The sequence below is a fragment of the Enterovirga sp. genome (assembly GCF_028290205.1).
GTDB lineage: Bacteria > Pseudomonadota > Alphaproteobacteria > Rhizobiales > Beijerinckiaceae > Enterovirga.
In genome coordinates this window covers 1-24,074 of the sequence record NZ_JAQGKF010000069.1, presented here as the reverse complement: position 1 = coordinate 24,074, position 24,074 = coordinate 1, and the positions used below count along the sequence as shown (strand labels likewise).

Sequence of the window (24,074 nt, the reverse complement as noted above, 5' to 3'; positions counted from 1 at the left end):
GGCGGCCCGGAACCCGCCCGCGTCACCCTCAGTCGCGACCCGCCGGCCGGTCGGGAAGCTCGAGCCAGGCCGGGAGGTCCGCAATCGACCCGAGGATGTGGTCCGCATCGCCGGCGAGCGATTCCCGAGCCTCTTCGCCGAGCGGCCCGGTCAGCACCGCCACAGCGACGACCCCGGCGGCCCGCGCGGCCCGGAGGTCGTGGACGGAATCGCCCACCATCGCGACCTCGCCGGGCATGAGCCCGTGCTGGCGGACAAAAGCCTGGATCATCCCCGGATCGGGTTTCGAGCCGTGCCCAGAATCGTAGCCCACGATGAAGGGGCAGAGATCGAGCAACCGGAGCCGGGCGGCCTGAGCTCGGGCCGACGCCTCGGCATCGTTGGTGGCGATGCCCAGCCGGAAACCTCCCGCCCGAAGCCGGCCGAGGATCGCCGCGGGGTCCCCGATGGGCGCCAGCGTCTCCAGTCCCCAATGCAGAAACAGGCGGTCCATCTCCCGGTAGAGCGCGCCGCCCGGCGGCCGGCCGAGCGCCTCCGCCCACAGCGGGCCATATTCGGAGGACGAGCCGCCGACCAGCGGCGAGGAGGGCAGGAAGCGCCGCTCCGCCTCCACATACGCGCTCACCTGCATCAGCCGCCGGAGGCGCGCCGGGTCACCGCCTGCCAAGGTCCGCATCACCTCATAGGCAGCGGGTCCCCAGGTCCGGTCGAAATCGATGAGGGTGCCGTCCTTGTCGAACAGGATTGCCCGGAGCCTCACTCGGGCCCGGCCACCTTCTCGACGTCGAGCGTCATGCCGGACGCCGTGCGCCGCTCGCGCGCGACGATGCGGTCGCCCGGCCCCATGACGCCGAGCGGCACATCACGGTCGGGCAGGATCACGGTGGCGCTCTTGTTCAGGAACACGACCACATGCTGCCGGCGCGGCATGGCGGCCGCGGCCCATTGCTTGAGCTGGCGGTAATAGGGGTCGGCCCGCCAGGCATTGGCGGAGCCCGGATCCACCTGGACCAGGAGGAAGCGGGTGGCCGGGTCGATGGTGAGGACCATCTTGGCCCGCTCCGGCTTCCAGTCGGGGCCGAGCCAGCCCTGGGTCATCCACAGGCAATGAAAGGAGCGGCAATGCTGCGGCCGCGTCTCGTGAATGCCGCAGCCTCGGCCCGGCCGGCAATGCCGGCACCACTGGCCCGCCGGCTTCAGCAGCGAGGGAACGTCATAGACCTTGCAGCAGAGCGTGCAGGTCCCGCATTCGCGACCCGGCGCCGGCTCGGTCGCGAAGGCGGCAGGGTCGAGCATGCCGCCGTTCTAATCGAGGCTCCGGCCGGGGTCGAGGCGGCACCGGGCCGGCCGGGCGGCGCGGTCAGCCGTTCTCCCGGCCGGCCGCCAGCCGGCCGAGGCTCACGCAGGCTCCCGCAAGGGCGAAGCCCGCAGCCGCCCACAGCGCCACGACGGTCCCATCCGCCGGCCGCAGCGCGAAGAACACCGCCACCAGCGTGGTGCCGGCGGTCTGGCCGGTGAGCCGCGCCGTGGCCAGCATGCCGCCGGCCGCGCCGGCCCGCGCGCGCGGAGCGGCCAGCATCATGGTGCGGTTGTTCGGCGCCTGGAAGAACCCGAACCCGATGCCGCACAGGGCCATGCGCCAGGCCACATCCAGAAAGGTCGCGTCCGGGCGGATCAGCGCCAGCGCGGCCAGGCCGCAGGCCATCACGGCCAGGCCGACGCCGCCCAGGATGCTGGCCGGCAGCCGGTCGGCGAGGCTCCCGGCCAAGGGCCCGAGCAGGCCGACCATGATCGGCCAGGGTGTCATGAGCAGGCCGGTCTCGACGGGGCTGCGCCCGAGCAGTCCGTCGAACAGGAAGGGCAGCGAGACCAGCGCCAGCATCTGGGCCGCGAAGCTCAGCACCGAGCTCCCGACGGACAGGGCGAACACCGGAATCCGCATGAGGTCCACGGGCAGGATGGGCGTCGCCTCCGTCCGGCTCTTCAGCACCAGCGCCGCGCCGCTGACGACCCCGCCGGCCAGCAGGAGGGCGCCGACCAGCGGACTGCCGGTGCGGGTGAGCAGGTCGATGCCGCCGATGACCAGCCCGAAGGCGAGCGCGTTGAGCACGGCCCCGGCCACGTCGAACCGCCGCCTGACCGGCGCCGGGCGCGGCAGCGCATAGGCCGCCACCGCCAGGGTGAGGCAGCCGATCGGCACGTTCACGGCGAAGAGCCACGGCCAGTGCGCGACCGACAGAATGGCGGCCGCGAGGGACGGCCCGGTCGCGGCGGCGAGCGCCACCACCAGGGCGTTGAAGCCGATGGCCCGCCCCAGCAGCGCCTGCGGATAGGTGAACCGCACCAGGGCGGCGTTGATGGACATGATGCCGGCCGCTCCGAGCCCCTGCAGCACGCGCCCGAGCGCAAGCTCGAGCAGGCTCGAGGAGAGCGCGCAGAGGAGCGAGGCGGCGGTGAACACGACCAGCCCGACGAGGTACACGCGCCGGTAGCCCACGATCTCGCCCAGCGACGCGCAGGGCAGGAGCGCCGTCACGATCGCGAGCTGATAGCCGTTGACGACCCAGATCGCCTCGTGCGGCTCGACCTGGAACTCCCGCGCGATGGTCGGCAGGGCGATGTTGGCCACCGCGCTGTCCAGCACGGCGAGCGTGATGGCCAGCCAGATCGCCACCGCGGACCAGTGGCGTTGCGGGATCGGCAGTCCGTCCTCGGACTCGGCGGTTCGGCTCATTCGGGCCTCGGTGCAGGGCGGCGCCGCCCCCAACGCCGGAGCAGGCCTGCCGGGTTCGCAGATGGTCGCCGGCTCGCTCCCGGGCCCTCGCAAAGTGACATCGGGCGGGGCTCCGGCCTAGGATTGCGGGGAGAATCTGCCGAGGACCGGCCCACCATGCACGCGCTCCGTTCCGCCGGGCGGGCGGCGGCGCTTCCGGCGGGGCAGGTCTCGGCGGCGAACCGGTGCGGGCGCTGCCCCGCATGGTCCAGCTTCTGTAGGTCCTGATCCGCGTGCAACACCCCGACCCCTCCCCGCCCTCCCCCGCCCGCTCCCTCCTGTCCGCCGCGGCCGTCCGGGACAGAGCCGCCCGCATGCTGGAGCTCGGCCTCGCCGGCCGGCTGCAGCATTTCGACGTCGACCTCGATCGCCTCGGCCCTGCGGCCGAGGCGCTCGTAGAGACGATCCGGGCCGAGTACCCGACGCTGGACGTGCCGCCGCATGCGCGGTGGCGCCATTTCGCGGCCGGCGGGCTGGACCGCTGGGCGACGCTCGACGAGGCGATGCCCTGGCGGGGCGCGGCGGAACGCGCCCGAGCCGCCTTCGACCTCGTGATCGTCAGCGTCTTGCTCGACGCGGGGGCCGGTTCGGACTGGCATTACGAGGAGGGCCGCACGGGCGAGATCTGGTCACGCTCGGAGGGCCTCGCGATCGCGAGCTTCGACATGTTCATCGGCGGCAGCTTCTCGGGCGATCCCTTCGACGCCCTGCGGGCCGATGCCGGAACGCTGGCGCTGGTCGATGCGGGCGAGATCGCACGCGGCTTCCAGGTCCGGCTCGACAATCCCCTGGTCGGGCTTGCGGGCCGGGCCGAACTCCTGAACCGGCTCGGCCGCGCCGTGACCGCCGCGCCGGACGTCTTCGCCCGCACAGACGAGCCCCGGCCGGGCGGCCTGTTCGACCACTTGGCCGCGCAGGCCGGGGGTGACAGCATCGCGGCGCCGCTGATCCTCCAGGCCGTCCTCCTCCATCTCGGCTCCGTGTGGCCGAGCCGGACCAGCCTCGACGGGCTGCCGCTCGGTGACACCTGGCCATACCCGCCCTTCGGCGAAGGCCCGGACGGCCTCGTGCCCTTCCACAAGCTCTCGCAATGGCTCAGCTACTCGCTCATCGAGCCTCTGGAGGCCGCCGGGATCGCCGTCACCGATCTGGACGGGCTGACCGGCCTGCCCGAGTACCGCAACGGCGGCCTCCTGCTGGACACGGGTGTGCTCCGGCTGCGCAACCCGGCTGATGCCGAGCTCGCACATGAGGTCGGATCGGCTCTGGTCGTGGAATGGCGCGCCCTCACCGTGGCGCTGTTGGACCTCCTGGCCACGCAGGTGCGGAGCCGCCTCGGCCTCGAGGCCCGCAGCTTCCCGCTGGCCAAGGTTCTGGAGGGCGGCACCTGGGCCACGGGGCGCCGCCTTGCCCGGGAGGCCCGCCCGGATGGGCGCCCGCCAATCCAGGTGGCGAGCGACGGCACGGTGTTCTGAGCAGGCTCCGGCGGGCCGCGGTGCCGGCCGGAGCAGACGTCTCAGGTGCGGCTCGGGATCGCGGGCGGCCGACGTGGTGGACGGACCGCGCCGTCGAAGGTCTTGCCGGGATAGGAGGCCATCTGGGCCAGGGTGTCGAAGCCCGGGATGGTCTCCATGTGTTTCACCATCCGGGCCCTCATCTCCGTGTCCGGAAGGGGCCCGGTCAGCGCGCCCATGTTCTCCGTCATGTGGTCCGGGTTGGTCGTAGCCGGAATGGCACAGGTTACGGCTGGGTGGGAGATCACCCATTTCAGGAAGAACTGCGCCCAGTTGCGGGCGCCAAACTCCTTCGCGAAATCGGGCAGCGGCCGCCCTTCCACGATCTTAAACAGCCGAGCCTTCTCGAACGGCATGTTGACCAGCACCGCGATGCCGCGATCGGCCGCGGCCTTGAGAATGCGGTCCTCCGCCTGCCGGGTGTGGATTGAATAATGCACCTGGACGACGTCGATCTGCCCGCGCTCCACCCACTGCGCCAGCGCGCCGAAATAGGGCAGCTCGTGATGCGTCACCCCGACGTTGCGGATACGGCCCTCCTGCTTCCAGGCGTTCAGGAGCGGCACCATCATGTCGACATTGACCAGGCTGTGCACCTGCATGACGTCGATCTTGTCGCGCCACAGCCGCTGCATCGACTGCTCGAGGCTGCGCCGTGCGTGGCTGTCGTCGCCGAGGTACTCGCCGGTGGTCCAGACCTTGTTGGTGACGAAGATCTGGTCGTTGATCCCCATCGCGGTCGCGAAATCGCCGACGGAAACTTCGGACATCCCGTAGAGCGGCGAGGTGTCCACGACCCGGCCGCCGGCTGCCCAGAAGCGCCGCATCACCTCGGCTAGATGCGCGCGCGGCCGCCCGGGCAGGACGTCGAAGGTGAGATAGGTGCCCATGCCGACCGCCGGCAGTTCCTCGTCGGATCTCGGCATCTTCCTGGTGAGCACTTCGGCCGGCAGCGGCGCCGACTGCGCCAGGGCGCTCCCGGCGAGACCCGGTGCGCCCGCCACAACGGTGGCCGCGGCCATCCCGCTCAGCAGCGTTCGACGGGTCGAGACCGGAGGGGAGAACAGAGTTGAGGGCTCGCGGGGCATGGCGTGTCTCCTCGACCAGGCGGCGCCCCGCCGACGCGCGGACGCCCTTGGGTTGAGCTTACGGCGGGCTTGCGGCGAGCGCCAGAACCCGCAGCCGTGCCGCAATCCGCTCAGGACGGCCCGGGCTCGTCCCCCCCGGCACAGCCCAGCGCGACGCCCCAACTCGCCCCTCAATCGTCGCCCGGTGGATTGTGTCGTCCATGTTCTCGACAGCGCGAGATCTTGCGGCCAGAAGTTGCCATCTGCGCTGAGGCCGGCGCGGCAGCTCGCCGGCCTCGCCAGACCGGCCCGGACCACATCACCATGCAAAAGCTTGTGTCCTTCGCCCGGCGAAAGCTCGGCCGCCTGCTCCGGCGCCCGGCTTCCAGCGCCGCGTTCGTGGTCACGACCGGATTCCTGCTGCTGCTGACGGCCCAGCCGACGCTGTCCATGTCCATCGATGCGCAGGTCCGGCTGCTCGGCGGCTTCCAGCCGCGGGCCGCCGACATGAGCGATCCGGCCGTGCAGGCCATCCTCGCCAGCCCCGGCTGGAAGAAGGCCGCCGAGACCTCCTCGCTCGCCGCCGTGCTGCGCGACGGCGCCACGCTGCCCAAGCTGCGGGGGGACCGACGTCGCAAGTGGACGGGAGACTCGCCGCGCCAAACCCTGTTCTCGCCCACCTCCCGCAAGCAGATGGCCGAGTTCTTCGCCAGCAATCTGGGCGAGGCCGGCACAGGCACCCGCAAGCTTCTCTATCTGTTCGGCGGCCCGGACGTTCTCTATCCCCACCTGCTCTTCCCCAATCTCGAGGATCTGGTCCTGGTCGGGCTGGAGCAGCCCGGTCAGGTCTTCTCGCCCGAGCGGCTGGCCGACACGAAGAAGCTCGAGCCCATGATGGGCCGCATCGCCAAGGCCTATAACTCGCTGATGCGGATGAGCTACTTCATCACCACCGCGATGGCGTCCGAGCTGACGGAGTTTGGCACCTCGACGATGATCGCGGTCGGGCTGGCCGCGAACGACTTCGAGATCACCGCCGTGGAGCCCGTCGCCATCGAGCCCTCGGGCGAGTTGCGGGCCACGGCCGAACGCTCGAACGGCGTCAGGGTCCGGTTCCGGAAGCCCTCCGGGCAGCAGGGCTCGGTCAGCTACTTCCGGATGGACCTGAGCGACCAGAACCTCGCCCGCAACCCCGCCTTCACCCGGTTCCTGGAACAGACCCGGTTCGACACGGCCTTCTACAAGGCCGCGAGCTTTGTCTCGTCCAGCCGCAATTTCGACGGGCTGAACCGGTTCGTCATCTCCCAGGTCAAGCACGTGGTCCAGGCCGACGACGGGCTGCCGCTCCGCGCGTTCAAGGACACGGCGCAGAACTGGCGATTGCGCCTGTATGGTCACTACACGGTGCCGCACAAGCAGTTCGGCACCAACGGCCACCAGTCGGACCTCCGGACCACCACGGCGGCTGCGCTCTGCCGCACGGCCTCCAAGGAGGACAGGGACCTCTGGGTGAAGCTGTGGAAGGACGGCTGCAAGGGCGAGCCGCCCTACGGTTTCGCGGCGGTCGACTGGGTCGGCCCGGTCCCGTTCCGCTACGGCTACGCTGCGATCTCGGGCCCGAACGTCGCGGACGCGGACCGTTTCAGCACGCTGATGATCTTCGACAAGAAGTGATCCCACCCTGCGCGGCGTGGGGCCGCCGGGACCCGACCTGAGATGAAGATTCCCGAGGAGCCGCCATTCATGCGAGGCGTCACGGTCGTCGATCACCCGCTCGTGCAGCACAAGCTCACGCTGATGCGGGACAAAAGCCGCTCCACCAAGGGCTTTCGGCAGCTCCTGAACGAGATCGGAATGCTGCTCCTCTATGAGGTGACGCGCGATCTGCCCCTGGAGTCCATCGAGATCGACACCCCGCTCACCCGGATGTCGGCGCCCCAGCTCGCGGGCAAGAAGCTGGTCCTCGCGCCGATCCTGCGGGCCGGCGTCGGCTTCCTGGACGGAATGCTGGAACTCGTGCCCTCCGCTCGGGTCGCTCATGTCGGCCTGTACCGCGACCCCGAAACGCTCTCGGCCGTCGAGTATTACTTCAAGGCGCCGTCGGATCTCGAGGACCGGCTCGTGCTGGTGCTGGATCCGATGCTCGCCACAGCCAACTCGGCCATCGCGGCCGTGGATCGGCTGAAGGAACGGGGCGCCCGGGAGTTGCGCATCGTTTGCCTGCTGGCCGCACCGGAAGGCATCGCCAACTTCCAGGCGATGCATCCCGAGGTGCCGATCTGGACGGCCGCCATCGACGAGCGGCTCGACGAGCACGGCTACATCGTTCCGGGCCTCGGCGATGCCGGCGACCGGATGTTCGGGACGCGCTGAGCGCATGCGCTTCGTGGGCGTCGATTGGGGCACCACCCGCCTCCGCGCCTTCCTGGTGGACGGGGCAGAGGTGGTGGCCCGGGGCGCGTCCGATGACGGCATCGGACGGCTGCAGCCGGGCGGGCACGGGGCGGCCTTTGGCCGCCTCGCCGGCGCCTGGCTCGCCGCCGAGCCCGGACTTCCTGTGGTGCTGGCCGGGATGGTGGGCAGCCGCGAGGGGTGGTTTCCAGCCGGCTATGCGGCCTGCCCGGCCGGCGCGCGCGAGATCGCCGCCGGGGCCCTCGCCGTCGACCTCGGCGCAGGGCGGCAGGGGCTCGTCCTTCCGGGTGTCGCCTATGAAGAGCGAGGCGGCATCGACGTGATGCGGGGCGAGGAGACCCTGCTTCTCGGCTCGGACATCGCCGACGGCCTCGTCTGCCTGCCCGGCACGCATTCCAAGTGGGCCGAGATGAGGGGCGGCCGCATCCACCGCTTCGCGACTTTCATGACCGGCGAGATGCACGCCCTTCTTCGAGAGCATTCCATGATCGGCCGCCCGGCAACGGAGCCGGCCGATCCGGCCGGGTTCGAGCAGGGCCTCGCGGCCGTCGGGGCCGGACGAGACGGCGCCGCATCCCTGCTGCACGACCTGTTCAGGGCGCGGGCCGCCACCGTCAGCGGCCAACTCGCGCCAGCGGCGCTCGGGCCGTATCTGTCCGGCCTGCTCACCGGCGACGAGGTGGCTGGCGCGCTGCGGCTGTTCCGCCCGCCCCAAGGTGTGTCGGTGGTGGCCGAGCCGGCGCGGGCCGCGCTCTACGCCCACGCGCTGGCGCGCCACGGTGTTCGCGCCGAGATCATGGACCCGGAACCGGCGCTGCTCGGCGGCCTCCGCCGCGTGCTGGCGGCACGGTAGCGCGGCCGGCGGCTCGCGCGCCCGCCCCGCCGCCCGATCCCCGCCCTGCCCGTCGGGAGCGGGCTTGACGCGGGCGGGCGGGCCGGCCACCGAACCTGCGCCCTCCAGGAAGCTCGCGCCATCATGCAAGTCCCCGACGTTACCCGCACCGTCGCGGCGCTGCGCGAGCGTGTCGGCACCTGGCGCCGCGCCGGCGACCGGATCGCACTCGTGCCCACCATGGGCGCCCTGCATGACGGGCATCTCGCGCTTGTGCGCCGGGCTCGGGAGGAGGCGGAGCGGGTCGTCGTCACGATCTTCGTCAACCCGAAGCAGTTCGGCCCCGCCGAGGATTTCGGCCGCTATCCGCGCACCGAGGAGCGCGATCGCGCCCTCCTGGCGGGCCTAGCCGATCTCGTCTTCGCCCCGAGCGGCGAAACCATGTACCCGCCGGGCTTCGGCACGACCGTCTCGGTCGCCGGGCCGAGCGCCGGGCTCGAAGGCGACGTGCGGCCGGGCCATTTCGACGGCATGGCGACCGTGGTGGCCAAGCTCTTCATCCAGGCCCAGGCCGATCTCGCCGTGTTTGGCGAGAAGGATTGGCAGCAGCTCCAGATCGTCCGCCTCATGGTCCGAGATCTCGATTTGCCGCTTCGGGTCGTGCCTCACCCCGTGGTCCGCGACGCACACGGGCTCGCCCTTTCCTCCCGCAACCTTCGCCTGTCCGAAGGCGAGCTCGCGGTGGCCCGCAGCCTGAACCGCGTGCTCGCCGACGTGCGCGACGCCTTGCGCCACACCGCCGTGGAGGAGGCTCTCGCGGCCGGGCGGCGCGCCCTCGCCGAGGGCGGATTCGGCCCGCTCGACTACCTGGCACTCGTCGAGCCGGAGACGCTCAGGCCCCTCCCAGCTCTCCCGGCCGGCAGGTCTGCCCGGCTTCTCGCTGCCGTTCGCGTGGGCGACGTTCGGCTCCTCGACAATGTGGAGGTACCGGCACCGTCTGTGCGGGACCAGACGGGATCAGCCCCCGTTAACCGCCCTGCCTCATAGGTCTCGCGGGGCGGCTCTTCGCGAGGCGCATGACGGCGAGCCGATGAGCGACATGCCTGCGGGCCCGGTGCCCTCCCATTTCGAGTCGCGGCTGATGCTCTACAGCCTCGATCGGCCTGCGCGGGCGCGCCTCGCCGCTCTGTGGCCGATCGTGGAACCGGCCCTGCACGAAGGCCTCGCCAGCTTCCGCGAGGTCGAGCTCGCCAACCCGAGCGTGTCAGACCTCTTCCGTCAGGACGGCGACACGATCTGCCAGCTCGAGGCGGACCATCTCGCCTTTCCGCTGTCGGGCCGTTTCGACCAGGCCTATCTGGCGTCGTGCCGTCGGCTGGCGGCCGAGCACGACAGGCTCGGGGTGATTGCCCGCACGCGGCTGTTTGCCGGCAACATCGTGCGCCGGTCCATCCTGAGCGCCGCGCGGCGTCGCCATCGCTTCTCCGGCGCGCGGGTGGCCGAGATCGCGGCCCTTGTCGGCAACGCGCTCGATTTCGACCTCGCGATGTCCATCACCGTGCAGCACGACGCGGCGCTGCGCGCTTCGGAGAGCCGGCGTGAAACCGTCGAGCGGGCGATCCGCGAATTCGAGCCCACCATCGGGGCGGTGGTGGAGGCCGTGACCAAGGCTTCGGACGCGCTTCGGGTGTCCTCGGCCGAGATGCGCGGCGTGGTCAACGAGACCTCGGAGCGCATGGCCTCGGTGACCCGCGTGTCCGGCGAAGTGGCGGCCGGGATCGAAGACACGGCCGCGGCTACCGAGCAGCTCGCCGCTTCCATCGCCGAGATCGGTGCCCAGAGCGACGGCAGCCTGCGGCTGGCACAGAGCGCGACCAGCGACGCCGCCCTGTCCATGGCGGGGCTCGACGACCTCGCGGCCGCGGCCCACCAGATCGGCTCCGTGGTGGAGCTGATTTCGACCATCGCGGCCCAGACCAACCTCCTGGCCCTCAATGCCACCATCGAGGCCGCGCGGGCGGGCGAGGCGGGCCGCGGCTTCGCCGTAGTGGCGGCCGAGGTGAAGGCGCTGGCGGGCCAGACCGCCAAGGCGACCGGCGAGATCTCGCGCCAGATCGCCGCCATCCAGGAGCGCACGCGCCGCTCGATCGCGCAGATCGGCGGCGTGTCGGCGCTGGTCAGCAGCATCGCCTCGGCTGCCACCGCGATCGCGGCCTCGGTCGAGGAGCAGGGCGCAGCGACCCGCTCGATCTCCGACGGCACCCGCCGCATGGCTGCCACCACCACGGATGCCAGCGACAACGTGCGGGCCGTGGAACTCGCCAGCGGCCGCAATCTCGCCGCCGCCGAAGCGATCGTCAGCTGGACGGAGCGCTTGTCCACGGGCGCCGACGCGCTGGAGCGCGACGTCGGCCAGTTTTTCGCGCGCGTGCGCGGGACCGGCTAGGGGCCCGTTTCGGTTCGCGGGTCACGCCTCCACGTCGAGCCCCAGGATCAGGAAGCTCCACGACTTGCCGTGTGAATCGAGGTTAAGCGAGGAGTTCACGCCGCCCTCAAGGGCCGATCTCATCACGAGATTGACCCCGTGCAGGCCGTCGAGCTCGTAACGCACGACCTCGCCCCGGATCAGGTCCGGGAAGGCGCTCTTGACCCGCTCCGGCGTCAGCCCCGCCTTGAGCGCTGGGTAATCCGCCGGGTCGTCCACGAACACCGCGACGCTGGAGGTGTCGCCCTTGTCGCCGGCGCGGGCATGGGCAAAATCGTACAGCCGACGGCGGGTCACGCGACCTCCATGTGAAAACGGGTCGGCACCGCCGCGCGCGCGATGGAGGCCGAGTAGGTCACGACCGAGGGCGTGATCTGGCCCCGGTAGCCGCCCCCACCGGCCGGCCCGCAGCAGAGCAGGGATTCGACCTCCCAGAGCACCGTCTCGGCCTTGTCGCGATCGGTGGTCCGCAGCGCCGCCCGCACCCGCACGTCGCGCGCGTCGGACAGGTCTTCGCCCCCGGTCGCCTCGGGCAGTGCCGTTCCGTGCAGGGACGAGACGCCGATCAGGTCGAGGCGCAGCGGCGCCTCGTTGCCGACCACCTCGCGCAGGCGCTCCTCCAGCACGTCGCGGGCGAGCCGGGCCCTGGCGCCCGCATTCGGGCCGGCATAGCTGATCCCGGCCTCCGCCAGGACACCGCCGTCGAACCCGACCGTGACCTTGAGGTCGGCCGGCCGCTCGCGCCCTCCCCCGCCGGAGAGGCGGATGCGGTCGGGCCCGACCTCGTCCACGCCGACGCGGCTGAAATCCGCCACCACGTCCGGCGTGATGTAGCGGGCCGGATCGTGCACCTCGTAGAGCAGTTGCTCCTTGACCGTTCGGGCGGTCACGCAGCCGCCGGCCTCGGCGAGCTTGGTGATCACGAGCCCGCCCTCGGAATCGATCTCGGCGATCGGGAAGCCGCATTGGGCGAGGCGCGGCACCTCCTTGCGGCCGGGATCGGCGAAATAGCCGCCCGTGATCTGCATGCCGCATTCGAGCAGGTGGCCGGCCAGCGTACCGGCGCCGAGGCGCTGCCAGTCGTCCTCCGCCCAGCCGTAATGGTGCCGCAGCGGCGCGACGACGAGCGCCGGATCCGCGACCCGGCCGGCGATCACCACATCGGCGCCCGCCTCGAGCGCCGGCAAAAGCGCATCCGACCCGATATAGGCGTTGGCGCCGACGAGCTGGAGCCCGACATCCCGGATCGTCCCGCCCTCCCAGAGCGGCGTCTCGGGCCCGAGCCGGTCTGTCACCTCGTCGCCCTCCACAAAGGCGACGCGCAGCCCCGAGAGGCCGAGTTCGCGGGCGATGCGCAGCGTCGCGGCCGCGGCCGCTCTCGGGTTCGCCGCCCCCATGTTCGTGACGAGCCGCGTGCCGTGTCGCCGGCACAGCGGCAGGATCTTGCGCATGCGACGTTCGAGCTGGGCGTTATAGCCCTTCTGCGGATCGGCGAGCCGGTCCCGGTGGCCGAAGGCCAGCGTGCGCTCGCCGACGCATTCGAAGATGATCACGTCGAGCCGCCCGTGCTCGACGAGATCGCAGGCCGGGCCGAGCCGGTCGGCCGAGAACCCGGCCCCGCAGCCGATGCGGATCATGACTCAGTCTCCCGGCAGGTTGTGCACCTCGGGGAAGAACAGCTGCTTCCAGTCGGTGACCGGGGTCTTCACCGTGCCGAGCTTGTTCATGAACTGAACCGTCTTGCCGATCTTCTGCGGCGTGGCCGTGAAGTTCCAGTCAGGATGGGAGATGATGGCCAGCAGCTCATCCACGCTGCTCTTGCCGCCCGCCAGCTTCAGGTACAACTCGGCCGCTCGCCGCTTGTCGGCGTTCAGGTAGTCGATCGCCTCGAGGGTCGCGTCGAGCACGGCCTGCACCGTCTTCGGATTGGCCTTCTTGAAGCGCTCGCTGGTGATCATGGTGGCGGCCGTCGCCTGACCGCCCAGGATCTCGTAGGACGTCATGACGGTGTGGATGCGGCCGTCCTTCCGCTCCATCTCGTGGAACGGCGAGGAGGCGAAATGGGCCGTCACCTCCGTGTTGCCGAGCAGGGCCGCCATGGCGTCCGGATGGCCGAGCGACACGGTCTGTGAATCGATCTTGAAGTGCTCGCCCGGCCCCCACTCCTTCTCGGCCTGCATCTGCAGCATGATGGCCTGTGTCGACACCTTCACGGACGGCACCGCGATCTTGTCGGTCGGGCCGAAATCCTTGAGCGACTTCACGCCCGGGGTGCGGGTGTTGAGGTAGAGCGGGTAGGAGCAGATCGCGACGAGCCCCTTCACGTCGCCCCGGGTCCGGTCCCAGAGCAGCCCGATGGAGGGCGTGCCGAGCGCCGTGAACTGGATGGCGCCCGAGATCAGGCCCTCGTTCAGGTTCGAGGGGCCGGCGAGCTTGGCCCAGGTTACCTTGGGCTTCGGCAGGCCCTGTACAGCGGCGTGCTTCTCGATGAGACCGGCATGCTCCATGTACATCATGGGCAGGAAGCTGAGGCCGAATTGCTGTCCGAGCGTGATCTCGGCGACCTCGGCGCGGGCCGCGCCGGCGGCGAGCCCGCCAAGGCAGACCAGGGCGGCCATCAAACGTCGCATGCGTATCCTCCCAAGGCCTCTCCGGGCCGAGTGGCACGAGGGTAGCAGCTTCGGTGGGGACGTCTATGCGGGGCGCCTCAGCCCCGTACGTGCCCGGCGACCCGGCGGTGGGCGGTGTTGCCGGAAATGTCGATCGCACCCTGGCTGCCGAAGACGCCCTCGGCATCGAGGCCGCGCAACTCCGCCGAGATCCGGAAGCGCCCCTCCTCGTCATGCACGCGAAACAGGTGGTAGCCGGCCGGGTGGGTGAGCGCGCCGCCCCGGTCGGAGGCGCTGGGCGCACCCACAACCGGCACCGGTCCGTGCGGCCCCTCCAGGAAGCTGACGGAGCCGACATGGTTGTGGCCGTGGATGATGAGATCGGCGCCGACCCGGGCGATCATGGCCTCGAACCGATGCGCGTCCACCAGGTTTCGGCCCGTCGGGGCACCCCCGACATGCGGTGGATGGTGGATCAGCACGACCCGCAGAAGCGGCTCCTCCGCCAGGGCTGCGAGGCAGGCCTCCGCGTGCTTGGTCTGCGTGCGGCCGAGCCGGCCGCTCGCCACGAAGGGTGCGGTCGGGATCGCGGACGACAGGCCGATAAAGGCCACCGGGCCACGCCGGCGCACAAAGGGGAAGCGCGTCAGGCCGGGCTCGTCACCGACGGCAAAGGGATCGACCGCCTCCAGCAGGCCCTCCAGCGAGCCCGGCACATAGGCGTCGTGATTGCCGGGCACGAAGCTGACGGTGTCATGGCTGCCCAGGCCGTCCAGGAACAGGCGCGAGCTCGGCCACTCGCTGGCAAGGCCCAGATTGCAGACGTCGCCCGTGCAGACGATGTGATCGGGCGCCTGTTCCCGCAGGTCGCGCACCAGCGCGGCCAGGAGGTCCATGTCGTGCGCCTCGCGCCGGCCCCGGCGCCAGTTCACGTAGCCGGTGATCCGCTTGCCGAGGAGATGGCGCAGAGCCGGCCGCGGCAAGGGGCCGACATGGGGGTCGGTCAGATGCGCGAAGCGAAACATGCCGGCGACCTCGCCTCTGGGCGGAGGCGCGTCAAGCCTCGCCAGTCGCCTTCGCGGCGCGCCAGCGACGCTGATCGCCGGTTGTGGGCCGGCGAGTGCGCCGCAGCCGCGCAGGAGCGGATGTGACGCAGCCCTTCCCGGCAACGGCCCGCAACTTGACTATCTCCGGCTCCCGCCGGGAGGTATGTGCTGTCCAGCCTGAGCCCGGATGCTTCCGAAACCACTCCACCGCTGACCGTGAAACTCATCGGCCCGCTGCTGCATCTGTGGTTTCGCCTGTCGCGCGGGCTGACCCTCGGCGTCCGCGGCGCCGTCATCGATCAGGAAGGCCGCGTCCTCCTCGTCCGCCATACCTATGTGGCGGGCTGGCACCTGCCGGGCGGCGGCGTGGAAGCGGGCGAGACGGCCCAAGAGGCGCTGGCCCGCGAACTGGCGGAGGAAGGCGGGATCCTGCTCACCGCCCCGCCCCGCCTGCACGGCCTGTGCTTCAACGACCATGCCTCGGCGCGCGACCACGTGCTGGTCTACGAGGTCCGGCACTTCAAGAGGACCGGGCGCCCGCGCCCAGTGCGGGAAATCGCCGCCGCCGACTTCTTCCCGCTCGACGCCCTGCCGGAAGGAGCCACTCCCGGAACCCGGGCGCGGCTCTCCGAGATCACCGCCGGACTGCCTCCCGCGCAGCACTGGCGCGCCGCGAACGCGCGGGAGGACCCGGGCCGGCCTGAATTGCGTTGACGCGCGCATCCGGTCGCTCGCCAGCCCTGGAGGGCGGTGTTAAGGGCCACAAAAGTGCGGAATCGTACATGATCAGTGAAGCTGCTGCGGAACGGGCCGCACTGGGGGTGAAGGGCCTGGATGAGGTGCTGGGAGGCGGCCTTGTGCGCAGCCGCATGTACCTGCTGGAGGGCACGCCCGGGACCGGCAAGACCACGATCGCGCTGCAGTTCCTGCTGGAAGGGGCGCGGGCGGGGGAGACGGGGCTCTACATCACGCTTTCGGAAACGGAAGAAGAGCTTCGCGACGGCGCGGCCTCGCATGGCTGGACCATCCCGGACGGCATCCTGATCTACGAGCTCGCGCCCCCCGAAAGCCTCCTCGACCACGAGCAGCAGCAAAGCGTGCTGTATTCGTCAGATCTTGAGCTCGGAGAGACCACCCGCCGCATCTTCGAGGTCGTCGAGCGGCTGAAGCCCTCCCGGGTGGTCCTGGACAGCCTCTCGGAAATCCGCCTGCTGGCGCAGGGCTCCCTGCGCTACCGCCGGCAGGTGCTGGCGCTGAAGCACTATTTCTCCCGCCATGCCGCCACCGTTCTCTTGCTCGACGACATGACGAGCGAGCCGGGGGACAAGACCGTGCACAGCGTCGCGCATGGCGTCGTGCAACTGGAGCAGCTCGCCCCGACCTATGGCGCGGAACGGCGAAGGCTCCGGGTCCTGAAATACCGCGGCGTGACCTACCGGGGCGGCTTTCACGACTTCACCATCGCGACCGGCGGGGTTGTGGCCTTTCCCCGCCTTGTGTCGGCGGAACACGGCCGCGCCTTTTCGAGGGCGCCCCTCACCAGCGGGATCGACAGCCTGGACAGGCTGCTGGGCGGCGGCGGGGAGCCCGGATCGGCCTCGTTGCTGATCGGCCCCTCCGGTTCCGGCAAGAGCATCCTGGCCTACAGCTTTGTGCGGGCTGCCATCGCGCGCGGCGAACGGGCCGCCATCTTCGTCTTCGACGAGGAGATCGGTATCCTGAAGGCTCGCACCCGCGAGATGGGGCTCGATCTCCATGCCATGCAGCAGAGCGGCGCCTTGGCCTTGCAGGCGGTCGACGCCGCCGAACTCTCCCCGGGCGAGTTCGCGCACCGGGTGCGCTGGGCCGTGGAGCAACAGGGCGCCTCCACGGTGGTGATCGACAGCCTCAACGGCTACCACGCCGCCATGCCGGACGAGCAGCATCTCGTGCTCCACATGCACGAGCTTCTGCACTTCCTGAACCGGCAGGGCACGGCGACGTTCATCACGCTGGCGCAGCACGGCCTGGTCGGCGACATGCGGACACCGGTGGACGTGACCTACCTGTCGGACACCATCATCCTGCTGCGCTATTTCGAGGCGGCCGGCGAGGTCCGCCGAGCCATCTCGGTCATCAAGAAGCGCGCCGGCGGCCACGAGCGGACGATCCGCGAACTCCAGATCGACCAGTATGGCATCGCGGTCGGGGGGCCGCTGAACCGGTTCCAGGGCGTGCTGCGCGGGGTCCCGAGCTTCATTGGCGAACCCGCCTCCCTGCTCGGAGCCGACCCGGCGTGAACCCGGGCGAGAAGAACCCGGAGCAGGTCGCCGTGCTGGCGCCGCTCGGTCGCGACGCGGAGATCATCTCCAGCGTCCTCTGCGAGGATGGCGTCGAGACGGAGATCTGCCCCACTCTCCCGAGCCTTCTGCCGGCCCTGAGGCGCTCCGCCGTCACGGTTCTGACGGAGGAGGCGCTGCAATCGGCGGAATTCTCCGCCCTTGTCGCCAAGATCGAGACGCAGCCGACCTGGTCGGACTACCCCTTCATTCTCTTGACCCTGCGCGGGGGCGGGCAGGAGCGGAACCCCTCTGCCATCCGGCACATGCGGGCCCTCGGCAACGTCACGTTCCTTGAGCGCCCCTTCCACCCGATGACGCTCGTCAGCCTCGTCCGGACGGCACTCGGCAGTCGCCGTCGCCAATACCAGGCGCGCGACCGGCTGGCCGCGCTCGAGGCCAGCCGCGCCGAGCTCGCCCTCAGCGATGAGAGGCTGAAATTCACGCTGGACGCCGGTCGGCTCGGGGCCTGGGAGCTCGACCTCGTCGACATGACCCTGACGGCCTCGCAGCGCTTCCGGACCCATGTCGGCCTGCCGCCCGACAGCCCGGTGAGCTATCCGGACCTGCTCGAACGGGTCCATCCGGACGACGTCGGCCGCATCACGCGGGCGGTTCAGGAGGCGATCGACACCCGGACCGATTACGGGGTCGAATTCCGGGTCGGCGGACCGCACGACGAGTCCCGCTGGGTCGAGATGCGGGGCCGGGCCAGCTACGCGGAGACGCGGCCGCTGCGCATGGCCGGCGTGTCGCTCGACGTCACCCAACGCAAACACGCCACCGACCGGCAGAACCTGCTCATCCGCGAGCTGCATCACCGCGTGAAGAACACGCTTTCCACGGTGCAGGCGATCGTGGGCTCGACAGCCCGCGGCGCCTCCACCATCGACGACTTCTATCGCGACTTCACCGGGCGCATCATGTCGCTCGCCAACACCCACACCATCCTGACCGAGGAGCTGTGGCAAAGGGCGTCGCTGCGGGAGCTGTTGACCAAGGAGCTCGACGTGTTCGACGACGGGCGCAAACGGGTCCGAGTCAACGGTCCGGAGGTCGAGCTGCCGTCGGACTACGCTGTCCCGCTCGGGATGGCGTTCCACGAGCTGGTCATCAACGCGGCGCGGTTCGGGGCGCTGTCCAACGGGGAGGGGCACGTGGACGTCCGCTGGTCGGTGGAACACGACGGGGAGGCGCGCCGTCTGCGCCTCGACTGGGTCGAAGCGGGCGGCCCGCGGGTCTCCGCGCCGCAACGCCAGGGTTTTGGAACCCGGCTTCTCCAGCGGGTGCTCACCGCCCAGGTGAAAGCCGAGGTCAGCACCGATTACGATCCTGACGGGCTGAAGGTGCGGCTCAGCTTCCCGCTGCCCGATCCCGGCCGGGCCACGAGCCCGGGTCTGCCCGCATGACCGCTCCCCCGCATTCAGGGCCGCTCGCCGGCCTGAAGGTGGTGGAGCTCGGTCAGCTCATCGCCGGTCCCTTCGCGGCCCGCATCCTGGCCGAATATGGCGCCGACGTGGTCAAGGTGGAGACGCCCGGCACGGGCGATCCCCTGCGGACCTGGCGCAAGCTCCACGACGGGACGTCCCTGTGGTGGCGGGTCCAAGCCCGCAACAAGCGCTCGATCACGGCCGACCTGAGGGTCCCGGAGGGACAGGAGATCGTCCGCCGCCTCGCGGCCGAGGCCGACATCCTGATCGAGAATTTCCGTCCCGGCACGCTGGAGAAGTGGGGGCTCGGCTTCGACGCCCTCCACGCGCTCAACCGGCGCCTCGTGATGGTGCGCCTGTCCGGTTACGGCCAGACCGGGCCCTATCGGGAGCGCCCTGGCTTCGGCGTCATCGGCGAGGCGATGGGCGGCATCCGCTACACCACCGGATCGCCCGATCGGCCACCGGCCCGCACCGGGGTCTCGATCGGCGATACGCTGGCCGCCCATTACGCCGTGATCGGCGCGCTGATGAGCGTGATCCATGTGGTCCGCAACGGCGGCCCAGGCCAGGTCGTCGACGTGGCTCTGCACGAGAGCGTGTTCAACTGCATGGAGAGCCTCGTTCCCGAATACGGGGTCTATGGCGAGATCCGGGAGCGCTCGGGCGGCGCCCTCCCCGGCATCGTGCCGACGGACAGCTACCCGTGCCGGGACGGCTTCGTGCTGATCGCCGGCAATGGCGATTCCATCTTCCGCCGGCTCATGCGGGCAATCGGCCGGCCCGATCTCGCGGACGACCCGCGGCTGGCCCGCAACGACGGCCGGGCTGCCCAGGTCGAACTGATCGACGGCGCCATCGCGGACTGGACGGGGGGGCGAAGCATCGACGAGGTTCTCGCCCTGATGAACGAGGCCGGGGTGCCGGCCGGCCGGGTCTACAGCGTGGCCGACATCGTGGCCGACCCGCATTACCGGGCTCGCGACATGATCATCGAGACGACACTGCCCGACGGAACGCCGATGCCCGTGCCAGGTATCGCGCCTAAGCTCTCCGCCACGCCCGGCGTGATGCGGACGCTCGGACCGGATCTGGGCGAGCACACCGACGAGGTCTTGCGCGGGCTCGGCTATTCGGACGATGCTGTGGCAGAGCTCCGCCGCAAGGGAGCGGTCTGATGATCTCGGCCGGCGCGGAACGGGTCTTCATTCACGAGGTGGCACCGCGGGACGGGCTGCAGATCGAGCCCGTTTTTGTGCCGACCGACCGCAAGGTCGCCTGGATCGACCGCCTGTCCGACACGGGCCTGGCGAAGATCGAGATCACCTCGTTCGTGTCGCCGAAACACGTCCCAGCCCTGTCCGACGGGGAGGAGGTGGCGCGCCGCATCCGGCGCCGGCCGGGCACGCTCTATTGCGCCCTCATCCCGAACGCCCGCGGCGCCGAGCGCGCCGCCCAGAGCGGCTTGGACGAGATCAACGTCGTGATCTCGGTCTCTGCAACCCATAACCGGGCCAACCTGCGCATGGACCCCGAGGGCTCGTTCCGGGCGCTTCGGGAAGTCCGGCAGGTGCTGGCCGGGACCGGCATCGCGCTCACATCGAGCGTGGCGACGGCCTTCGGCTGCCCGTTCGAGGGCCGGCAGGAGCGCGCCAAGGTGCTCGACCATGTCGAGCGGCTGCTGGCGGAGGGCTGCACCGCCGTAACCCTCGCCGACACGACCGGAATGGCCAATCCGCGCCAGGTCGCCGACCTCGTGGCGGCGGTGCTGGCCCGGCATCCCGCCCTGCCTCTCACCTTGCACGTCCACAACACCCGCGGTGCCGGTCTGGCCAACGTCCTGGCCGGCTGGCAGGCGGGATGCGTGCGCTTCGACGCGGCGCTCGGGGGGCTGGGCGGCTGCCCCTTCGCACCCGGCGCCACGGGCAATGTCTGCACCGAGGACGTGGTGAACATGTTCGAGGAGATGGGAATCGGGACCGGGGTCGATCTCGACAGCCTCATCGCCGTGTCGCGCGAGCTGCCCGATCTTGTCGGCCACGACGTGCCGGGCCAGGTCCGGGCAGCCGGACGGCCCCTGGACCTGCACCCGGCACCGCCCGGCGCGTGACCGGCCCGTGCTGGCCGGAGCCCGCTTCTACCCGCCGCGGGGGCCGCGGCGGGGCGGCAGGGTCGCATCGCCGATATGGGCGATGTTTTCCGGCGGCGTTTCGGCCTCGGTCGCTTCGGTGCCGTCGTCGCTCGTGAAGCCCGAGGCAAGCCGCGCCGCCTCGGATTCGCTGGTCGGCTCCTGCATCAGCTGCTCGTGGACGTCGTCATAACGCGGGCGGTCGCCCGGCTCCGTGCCGAGCCCCCGCCCGTTCTCATCCCGATACGCGCTGAAGTTCTTCAGATTGGGAACCTTGCTGTCGGCCATGGGTGTCTCCTTCGGCAGGAAACACCCGGGTCCCCGAAGGGTTGCGCCAGCGACGATCGGCCCGCCCGGTCAGCCGATCCCCTCGAACAGCGCGCTCGAGATGTAGCGCTCGGCAAAGGAGCACGCGACCGTGACGATGCGCTTGCCCTCCATGCCGGGCCGGGCCGCGACCTCGAGGGCGGCAGCCACATTGGCACCGGTCGAGATGCCGCCCGGGACGCCTTCCACCCTGGCGAGAAGGCGCGAGGTCTCGAAGGCGGTCTGGTTTCCGACCGTGACGACCTCGTCGTAGATCTGGGTGTCGAGCACGCCGGGCACGAAGCCGGCGCCGATGCCCTGAATCTTGTGGGGTCCGGGCTGGCCGCCGGACAGGATCGGCGAATCCTCGGGCTCGACCGCGATGACCTTGAGGCCGGGCAGGCGCGGCTTCAGCACCTCGCCGACGCCCGTGATGGTGCCGCCCGTGCCGATGGCCGAAATGAACACGTCGAGTTGCCCGGCGGTGTCGTTCCAGATCTCCTCGGCGGTGGTCTTGCGGTGAATCTCCGGATTGGCAGGGTTCTCGAATTGCTGCGGCATGACCGCTCCGGGGATCTCGCGCAGCAATTCCTCAGCCTTGGCGATGGCACCCTTCATGCCCTGCGGGCCGGGCGTCAGAGCGAGTTCTGCGCCCAGGAAGGCCAGCATCTTGCGCCGCTCGAGCGACATCGTCTCGGGCATCACCAGGATCAGCCGGTAGCCGCGGGCCGCCGCCACGAAGGCCAGCGCGATGCCGGTGTTGCCCGAGGTCGGCTCGACCAGCGTGCCGCCCGGCTTCAGCCGCCCGGAGGCTTCCAGCGCGTCGATCATGGCGACGCCGATCCGGTCCTTGACGCTGCTGATCGGGTTGAAGAATTCCAGCTTGAGCAGGATCTCGGCCTTGACGCCCTTCTGCTTGGCCAGCCGGTCGAGGCGGACGAGCGGCGTGTTGCCCACCGTTTCGGTGATGGAGCCGTAGATGCGGCCGCGACCCGGCGCGCCGGTGGCAGTTCTCACGGTCTCGGACATGGTGTCGCTCCTCGCTGGATCGACGGGGCTGTAGCTATTTCCCGTCTCGGTGTCGATGGTTCATCTAATGAACATTTTTATATTGTGAAATCTGCCTGGGGCGGCACGCCGGCGGGTCCGGCCGCGCGACACAGCTCGTCGATGCTGATGCGGTCGAGCGCGGCCAGGAACTCCCCCGCGGCTTGCGCGATGGCGGGCGCGATGGCCTGCCGGATCAGGTCCGGTCCCGTCGGTTCCGGTTCTTCGATCCGCTCCACCGCCCGGACCACCTCGCCGACCGAGATGCGGCGACGCTCGCGCCCGAGCTCGTAGCCGCCGCGCGGTCCCCGCACGCCCTTGAGGATGCCGGCCCGCACGAGATGCTGCAAGACCGCCTCGAGATGGCGCGGCCCGACATCGAGCCGCCCGGCCAGCGCCTTGGCCGAGACGGGGCTGCCGCGGGCGTGGAGCGCCACGTCCAGCACCGCCGCCACCGCATACAGCGCCCGGGAGGGAAGCAGGGTCATGGGCGCGCCGCCGTGCCGGAAGAGGCGCCTTGCTGGCCCGTCGACCCGAAGCCGCCCTCCCCGCGCCCCGACGTTTCCGGGAAGGCGGCGACGACCCGGAAGGCAGGCCGGTCGATCCTGACCAGCACGAGCTGGGCGATGCGGTCGCCCGGCGCAACCGTGATGGGCGCCGTGCCGGGCTGGTTGCGGTTCCAGGCCGAGAGCAGCACCGGGCCTTCGTAATCCGCGTCGATGATGCCGACCGTGTTGCCGAGAACGAGGCCGCGATGGCCGAGCCCGGACCGGGGCGCGACCAGCCCGCACCAGCCCGGGTCGCCGAGCCGCATGGCAAACCCGGTCGGGATCAGGATCGGGGCCGCGCCGGGTGCCAGGTCGAGCGGCGCGTCCAGGCAGGCATGGAGGTCGAGCCCCGCCGCGAGATCCGAGCCGTAACGGGGGAAGCCCCAACCCGGGAGCCGGCTATCCAGGATGCGTAGGTCGACCTGCATGCCGGGCCTCACTTGCCGAACCGGCCGCGGGCGGGCCGCGCGATGGGCCGCAGGGCGATGAGGCTGTGATGCAGAGCGGACCTCCTCGGGCGTGGGCCCGGCCGAGATGCCATCCTCCGGCCTGCGCTTCAACTCCGGTCGGCCCGCAGCCCGCGCGGGGCGCCCGAAACGACGGCTTTGGAAAACATCGCCCCAGGAAGCTGTTCGGATCACGGAGACGGTGGACAGGCCCTGAGTGCTGGGCTAGACGCATCCCCGGCGGCCAAGGCCGCCCGCCTCCGGGCGAAGGGCGCATAGCTCAGTTGGTAGAGCAGCTGACTCTTAATCAGCGGGTCCTAGGTTCGAGCCCTAGTGCGCCCACCATTATTTCAGGGGTTTAGACGGAGCCTTTGCTCAACCCCGTTGCCGCGGCGGCCCGATGCTGACTCCCATGAGGCGCTAACGGTCGACAGCGGGGCAGCATGACCACTGGCCGATCGCTCTAAGGGCCTGACGCGCGACAGGCTCGGCTAAGCGAGGCGCGGGGTAGGCGTTCCAACCCTCATTGGCCGGACAACGAGGCGCCCCAGCGAGCACAGTTCCGAGATCGCCCCCCGCCGGACCGCGCTCGCCTGTTGAGACTGTTTGGGCGTCGATCGGATCAGTGGATACCTGCGCAAGTCTCGACGAGACAGCGCACCTCCCAACCCACCTCCCCGCCAGCCACGCTCGGCAGCGATGTTTCAGCGCCACCCAACGCTAACTCCGTCCAGCACGCCCCACCGTTCCGCAAGGCTCCGATGCGGTAGATACGGCCTGGGCGGCGCGATATATCTCCAACTTCGTCATTCAAGTTGAATATCCTGTCAAATCATCAATCACGCCAGATCGCGAGTGGCTCGAGGAACACGCCACAGAGAAGGCTGCCAAGCTCCCTCTGCAGAGAGAGATCGCAGCATATCTGCTAGCCTTGCACTTACTTGCTCCAGACGATGATGAATTCATCATGGATTCTGCGCGCCGGATGGCGGGATTGGCCACCTACGAAAGAACACGTGGCCGGTCTAGTGGCCACAGGCTCGTACTGTCGCAGAATCGGCTGCGGCGCTTCCGAACGGGGTTCTTTGACCGTATCGGAGGATCCGACTCACT

23 protein-coding genes and 1 tRNA gene are annotated in these 24,074 nt (G+C 70.3%); 12 read left to right on the top strand and 12 right to left on the bottom strand.

Annotated elements, in window-relative coordinates:
- Positions 1-28: 28 nt before the first annotated feature.
- The 3 genes from JWR86_RS04840 to JWR86_RS04830 form a co-directional block, all read right to left on the bottom strand.
- Positions 29-760 (bottom strand): HAD family hydrolase, encoded by a 732-nt coding sequence (locus JWR86_RS04840; RefSeq protein WP_299561524.1) that lies wholly within the window; start codon positions 758-760, stop codon positions 29-31.
- Positions 757-1,296 carry a hypothetical protein gene (locus JWR86_RS04835; RefSeq protein ID WP_299561521.1) on the bottom strand — a complete coding sequence of 180 codons (540 nt, stop codon included), beginning with the start codon at positions 1,294-1,296 and terminating at the stop codon, positions 757-759. The genes JWR86_RS04840 and JWR86_RS04835 overlap by 4 nt, the downstream gene beginning before the upstream one ends.
- Positions 1,297-1,360: 64 nt before the next feature.
- On the bottom strand, positions 1,361-2,734 hold the full coding sequence (locus JWR86_RS04830; protein ID WP_299561518.1) for an MFS transporter: 1,374 nt from the start codon (positions 2,732-2,734) through the stop codon (positions 1,361-1,363).
- A gap of 272 nt (positions 2,735-3,006) precedes the next feature.
- Between JWR86_RS04830 and JWR86_RS04825 the strand changes: the two genes are divergently transcribed.
- Positions 3,007-4,248 carry a DUF1688 family protein gene (locus tag JWR86_RS04825; protein WP_299561515.1) on the top strand — a complete coding sequence of 414 codons (1,242 nt, stop codon included), beginning with the start codon at positions 3,007-3,009 and terminating at the stop codon, positions 4,246-4,248.
- A 41-nt stretch (positions 4,249-4,289) separates the two neighbouring features.
- Here JWR86_RS04825 and JWR86_RS04820 read toward each other — a convergent pair whose 3' ends face one another.
- The gene (locus JWR86_RS04820; protein WP_299561512.1) at positions 4,290-5,375 is read right to left on the bottom strand and encodes an aldo/keto reductase; all 1,086 of its coding nucleotides are present in this window, start codon (positions 5,373-5,375) and stop codon (positions 4,290-4,292) included.
- 303 nt (positions 5,376-5,678) lie between these two features.
- Between JWR86_RS04820 and JWR86_RS04815 the strand changes: the two genes are divergently transcribed.
- The 5 genes from JWR86_RS04815 (at position 5,679) to JWR86_RS04795 (ending at position 11,044) form a co-directional block, all read left to right on the top strand.
- A complete protein-coding gene (locus tag JWR86_RS04815) occupies positions 5,679-7,028 on the top strand; it encodes a hypothetical protein (protein ID WP_299561509.1) in 1,350 nt (449 codons plus the stop codon).
- 69 nt (positions 7,029-7,097) lie between these two features.
- Positions 7,098-7,727 (top strand): uracil phosphoribosyltransferase, encoded by a 630-nt coding sequence (gene upp, locus JWR86_RS04810; protein WP_299561507.1) that lies wholly within the window; start codon positions 7,098-7,100, stop codon positions 7,725-7,727.
- Positions 7,728-7,731: 4 nt separating this feature from the next.
- Positions 7,732-8,619 carry a 2-dehydro-3-deoxygalactonokinase gene (locus JWR86_RS04805; protein ID WP_299561504.1) on the top strand — a complete coding sequence of 296 codons (888 nt, stop codon included), beginning with the start codon at positions 7,732-7,734 and terminating at the stop codon, positions 8,617-8,619.
- Between the two features lie 123 nt (positions 8,620-8,742).
- Positions 8,743-9,645, top strand: a complete 903-nt coding sequence (gene panC / locus JWR86_RS04800) for a pantoate--beta-alanine ligase (RefSeq protein WP_299561501.1) — start codon at positions 8,743-8,745, stop codon at positions 9,643-9,645.
- Between the two features lie 43 nt (positions 9,646-9,688).
- Complete coding sequence (locus JWR86_RS04795) at positions 9,689-11,044, top strand: globin-coupled sensor protein (protein ID WP_299561498.1); 1,356 nt, start codon at positions 9,689-9,691, stop codon at positions 11,042-11,044.
- Between the two features lie 21 nt (positions 11,045-11,065).
- On the opposite strand, the gene JWR86_RS04790 is transcribed toward JWR86_RS04795, so the two are convergent.
- The 4 genes from JWR86_RS04790 to JWR86_RS04775 form a co-directional block, all read right to left on the bottom strand.
- Positions 11,066-11,380, bottom strand: a complete 315-nt coding sequence (locus tag JWR86_RS04790; RefSeq protein WP_299561495.1) for a hypothetical protein — start codon at positions 11,378-11,380, stop codon at positions 11,066-11,068.
- Complete coding sequence (locus JWR86_RS04785; protein WP_299561492.1) at positions 11,377-12,720, bottom strand: acyclic terpene utilization AtuA family protein; 1,344 nt, start codon at positions 12,718-12,720, stop codon at positions 11,377-11,379. Before JWR86_RS04785 ends, JWR86_RS04790 begins: the two co-directional genes overlap by 4 nt.
- Before the next feature lie 3 nt (positions 12,721-12,723).
- Positions 12,724-13,713: an ABC transporter substrate-binding protein gene (locus JWR86_RS04780; protein WP_299561489.1), complete on the bottom strand. Its 990-nt coding sequence runs from the start codon at positions 13,711-13,713 to the stop codon at positions 12,724-12,726.
- Between the two features lie 77 nt (positions 13,714-13,790).
- Positions 13,791-14,717 (bottom strand): metallophosphoesterase, encoded by a 927-nt coding sequence (locus JWR86_RS04775; RefSeq protein ID WP_299561486.1) that lies wholly within the window; start codon positions 14,715-14,717, stop codon positions 13,791-13,793.
- 231 nt (positions 14,718-14,948) lie between these two features.
- On the opposite strand from JWR86_RS04775, the gene JWR86_RS04770 reads away from it, so the two are divergent.
- From JWR86_RS04770 to JWR86_RS04750, 5 genes are all read left to right on the top strand, one after another.
- Positions 14,949-15,452, top strand: a complete 504-nt coding sequence (locus JWR86_RS04770; protein WP_299561585.1) for an NUDIX domain-containing protein — start codon at positions 14,949-14,951, stop codon at positions 15,450-15,452.
- Positions 15,453-15,520: 68 nt separating this feature from the next.
- Positions 15,521-17,017: an ATPase domain-containing protein gene (locus JWR86_RS04765; RefSeq protein WP_299561483.1), complete on the top strand. Its 1,497-nt coding sequence runs from the start codon at positions 15,521-15,523 to the stop codon at positions 17,015-17,017.
- Positions 17,014-18,465 (top strand): HWE histidine kinase domain-containing protein, encoded by a 1,452-nt coding sequence (locus JWR86_RS04760; RefSeq protein WP_299561480.1) that lies wholly within the window; start codon positions 17,014-17,016, stop codon positions 18,463-18,465. The genes JWR86_RS04765 and JWR86_RS04760 overlap by 4 nt, the downstream gene beginning before the upstream one ends.
- Positions 18,462-19,664 carry a CaiB/BaiF CoA-transferase family protein gene (locus tag JWR86_RS04755; protein WP_299561477.1) on the top strand — a complete coding sequence of 401 codons (1,203 nt, stop codon included), beginning with the start codon at positions 18,462-18,464 and terminating at the stop codon, positions 19,662-19,664. The genes JWR86_RS04760 and JWR86_RS04755 overlap by 4 nt, the downstream gene beginning before the upstream one ends.
- Positions 19,664-20,596: a hydroxymethylglutaryl-CoA lyase gene (locus JWR86_RS04750; RefSeq protein ID WP_299561474.1), complete on the top strand. Its 933-nt coding sequence runs from the start codon at positions 19,664-19,666 to the stop codon at positions 20,594-20,596. The genes JWR86_RS04755 and JWR86_RS04750 overlap by 1 nt, the downstream gene beginning before the upstream one ends.
- A 27-nt stretch (positions 20,597-20,623) precedes the next feature.
- Here JWR86_RS04750 and JWR86_RS04745 read toward each other — a convergent pair whose 3' ends face one another.
- From JWR86_RS04745 to dut, 4 genes are all read right to left on the bottom strand, one after another.
- On the bottom strand, positions 20,624-20,902 hold the full coding sequence (locus JWR86_RS04745) for a hypothetical protein (protein ID WP_299561470.1): 279 nt from the start codon (positions 20,900-20,902) through the stop codon (positions 20,624-20,626).
- 69 nt (positions 20,903-20,971) lie between these two features.
- Complete coding sequence (gene cysK / locus JWR86_RS04740) at positions 20,972-21,949, bottom strand: cysteine synthase A (RefSeq protein ID WP_299561467.1); 978 nt, start codon at positions 21,947-21,949, stop codon at positions 20,972-20,974.
- A gap of 77 nt (positions 21,950-22,026) precedes the next feature.
- Positions 22,027-22,455, bottom strand: a complete 429-nt coding sequence (locus JWR86_RS04735; protein WP_299561464.1) for an Rrf2 family transcriptional regulator — start codon at positions 22,453-22,455, stop codon at positions 22,027-22,029.
- On the bottom strand, positions 22,452-22,943 hold the full coding sequence (gene dut, locus JWR86_RS04730) for a dUTP diphosphatase (protein ID WP_299561461.1): 492 nt from the start codon (positions 22,941-22,943) through the stop codon (positions 22,452-22,454). Before dut ends, JWR86_RS04735 begins: the two co-directional genes overlap by 4 nt.
- 287 nt (positions 22,944-23,230) lie before the next feature.
- On the opposite strand from dut, the gene JWR86_RS04725 reads away from it, so the two are divergent.
- Positions 23,231-23,306, top strand: a tRNA-Lys gene (locus JWR86_RS04725).
- Positions 23,307-24,074 lie beyond the last annotated feature (768 nt).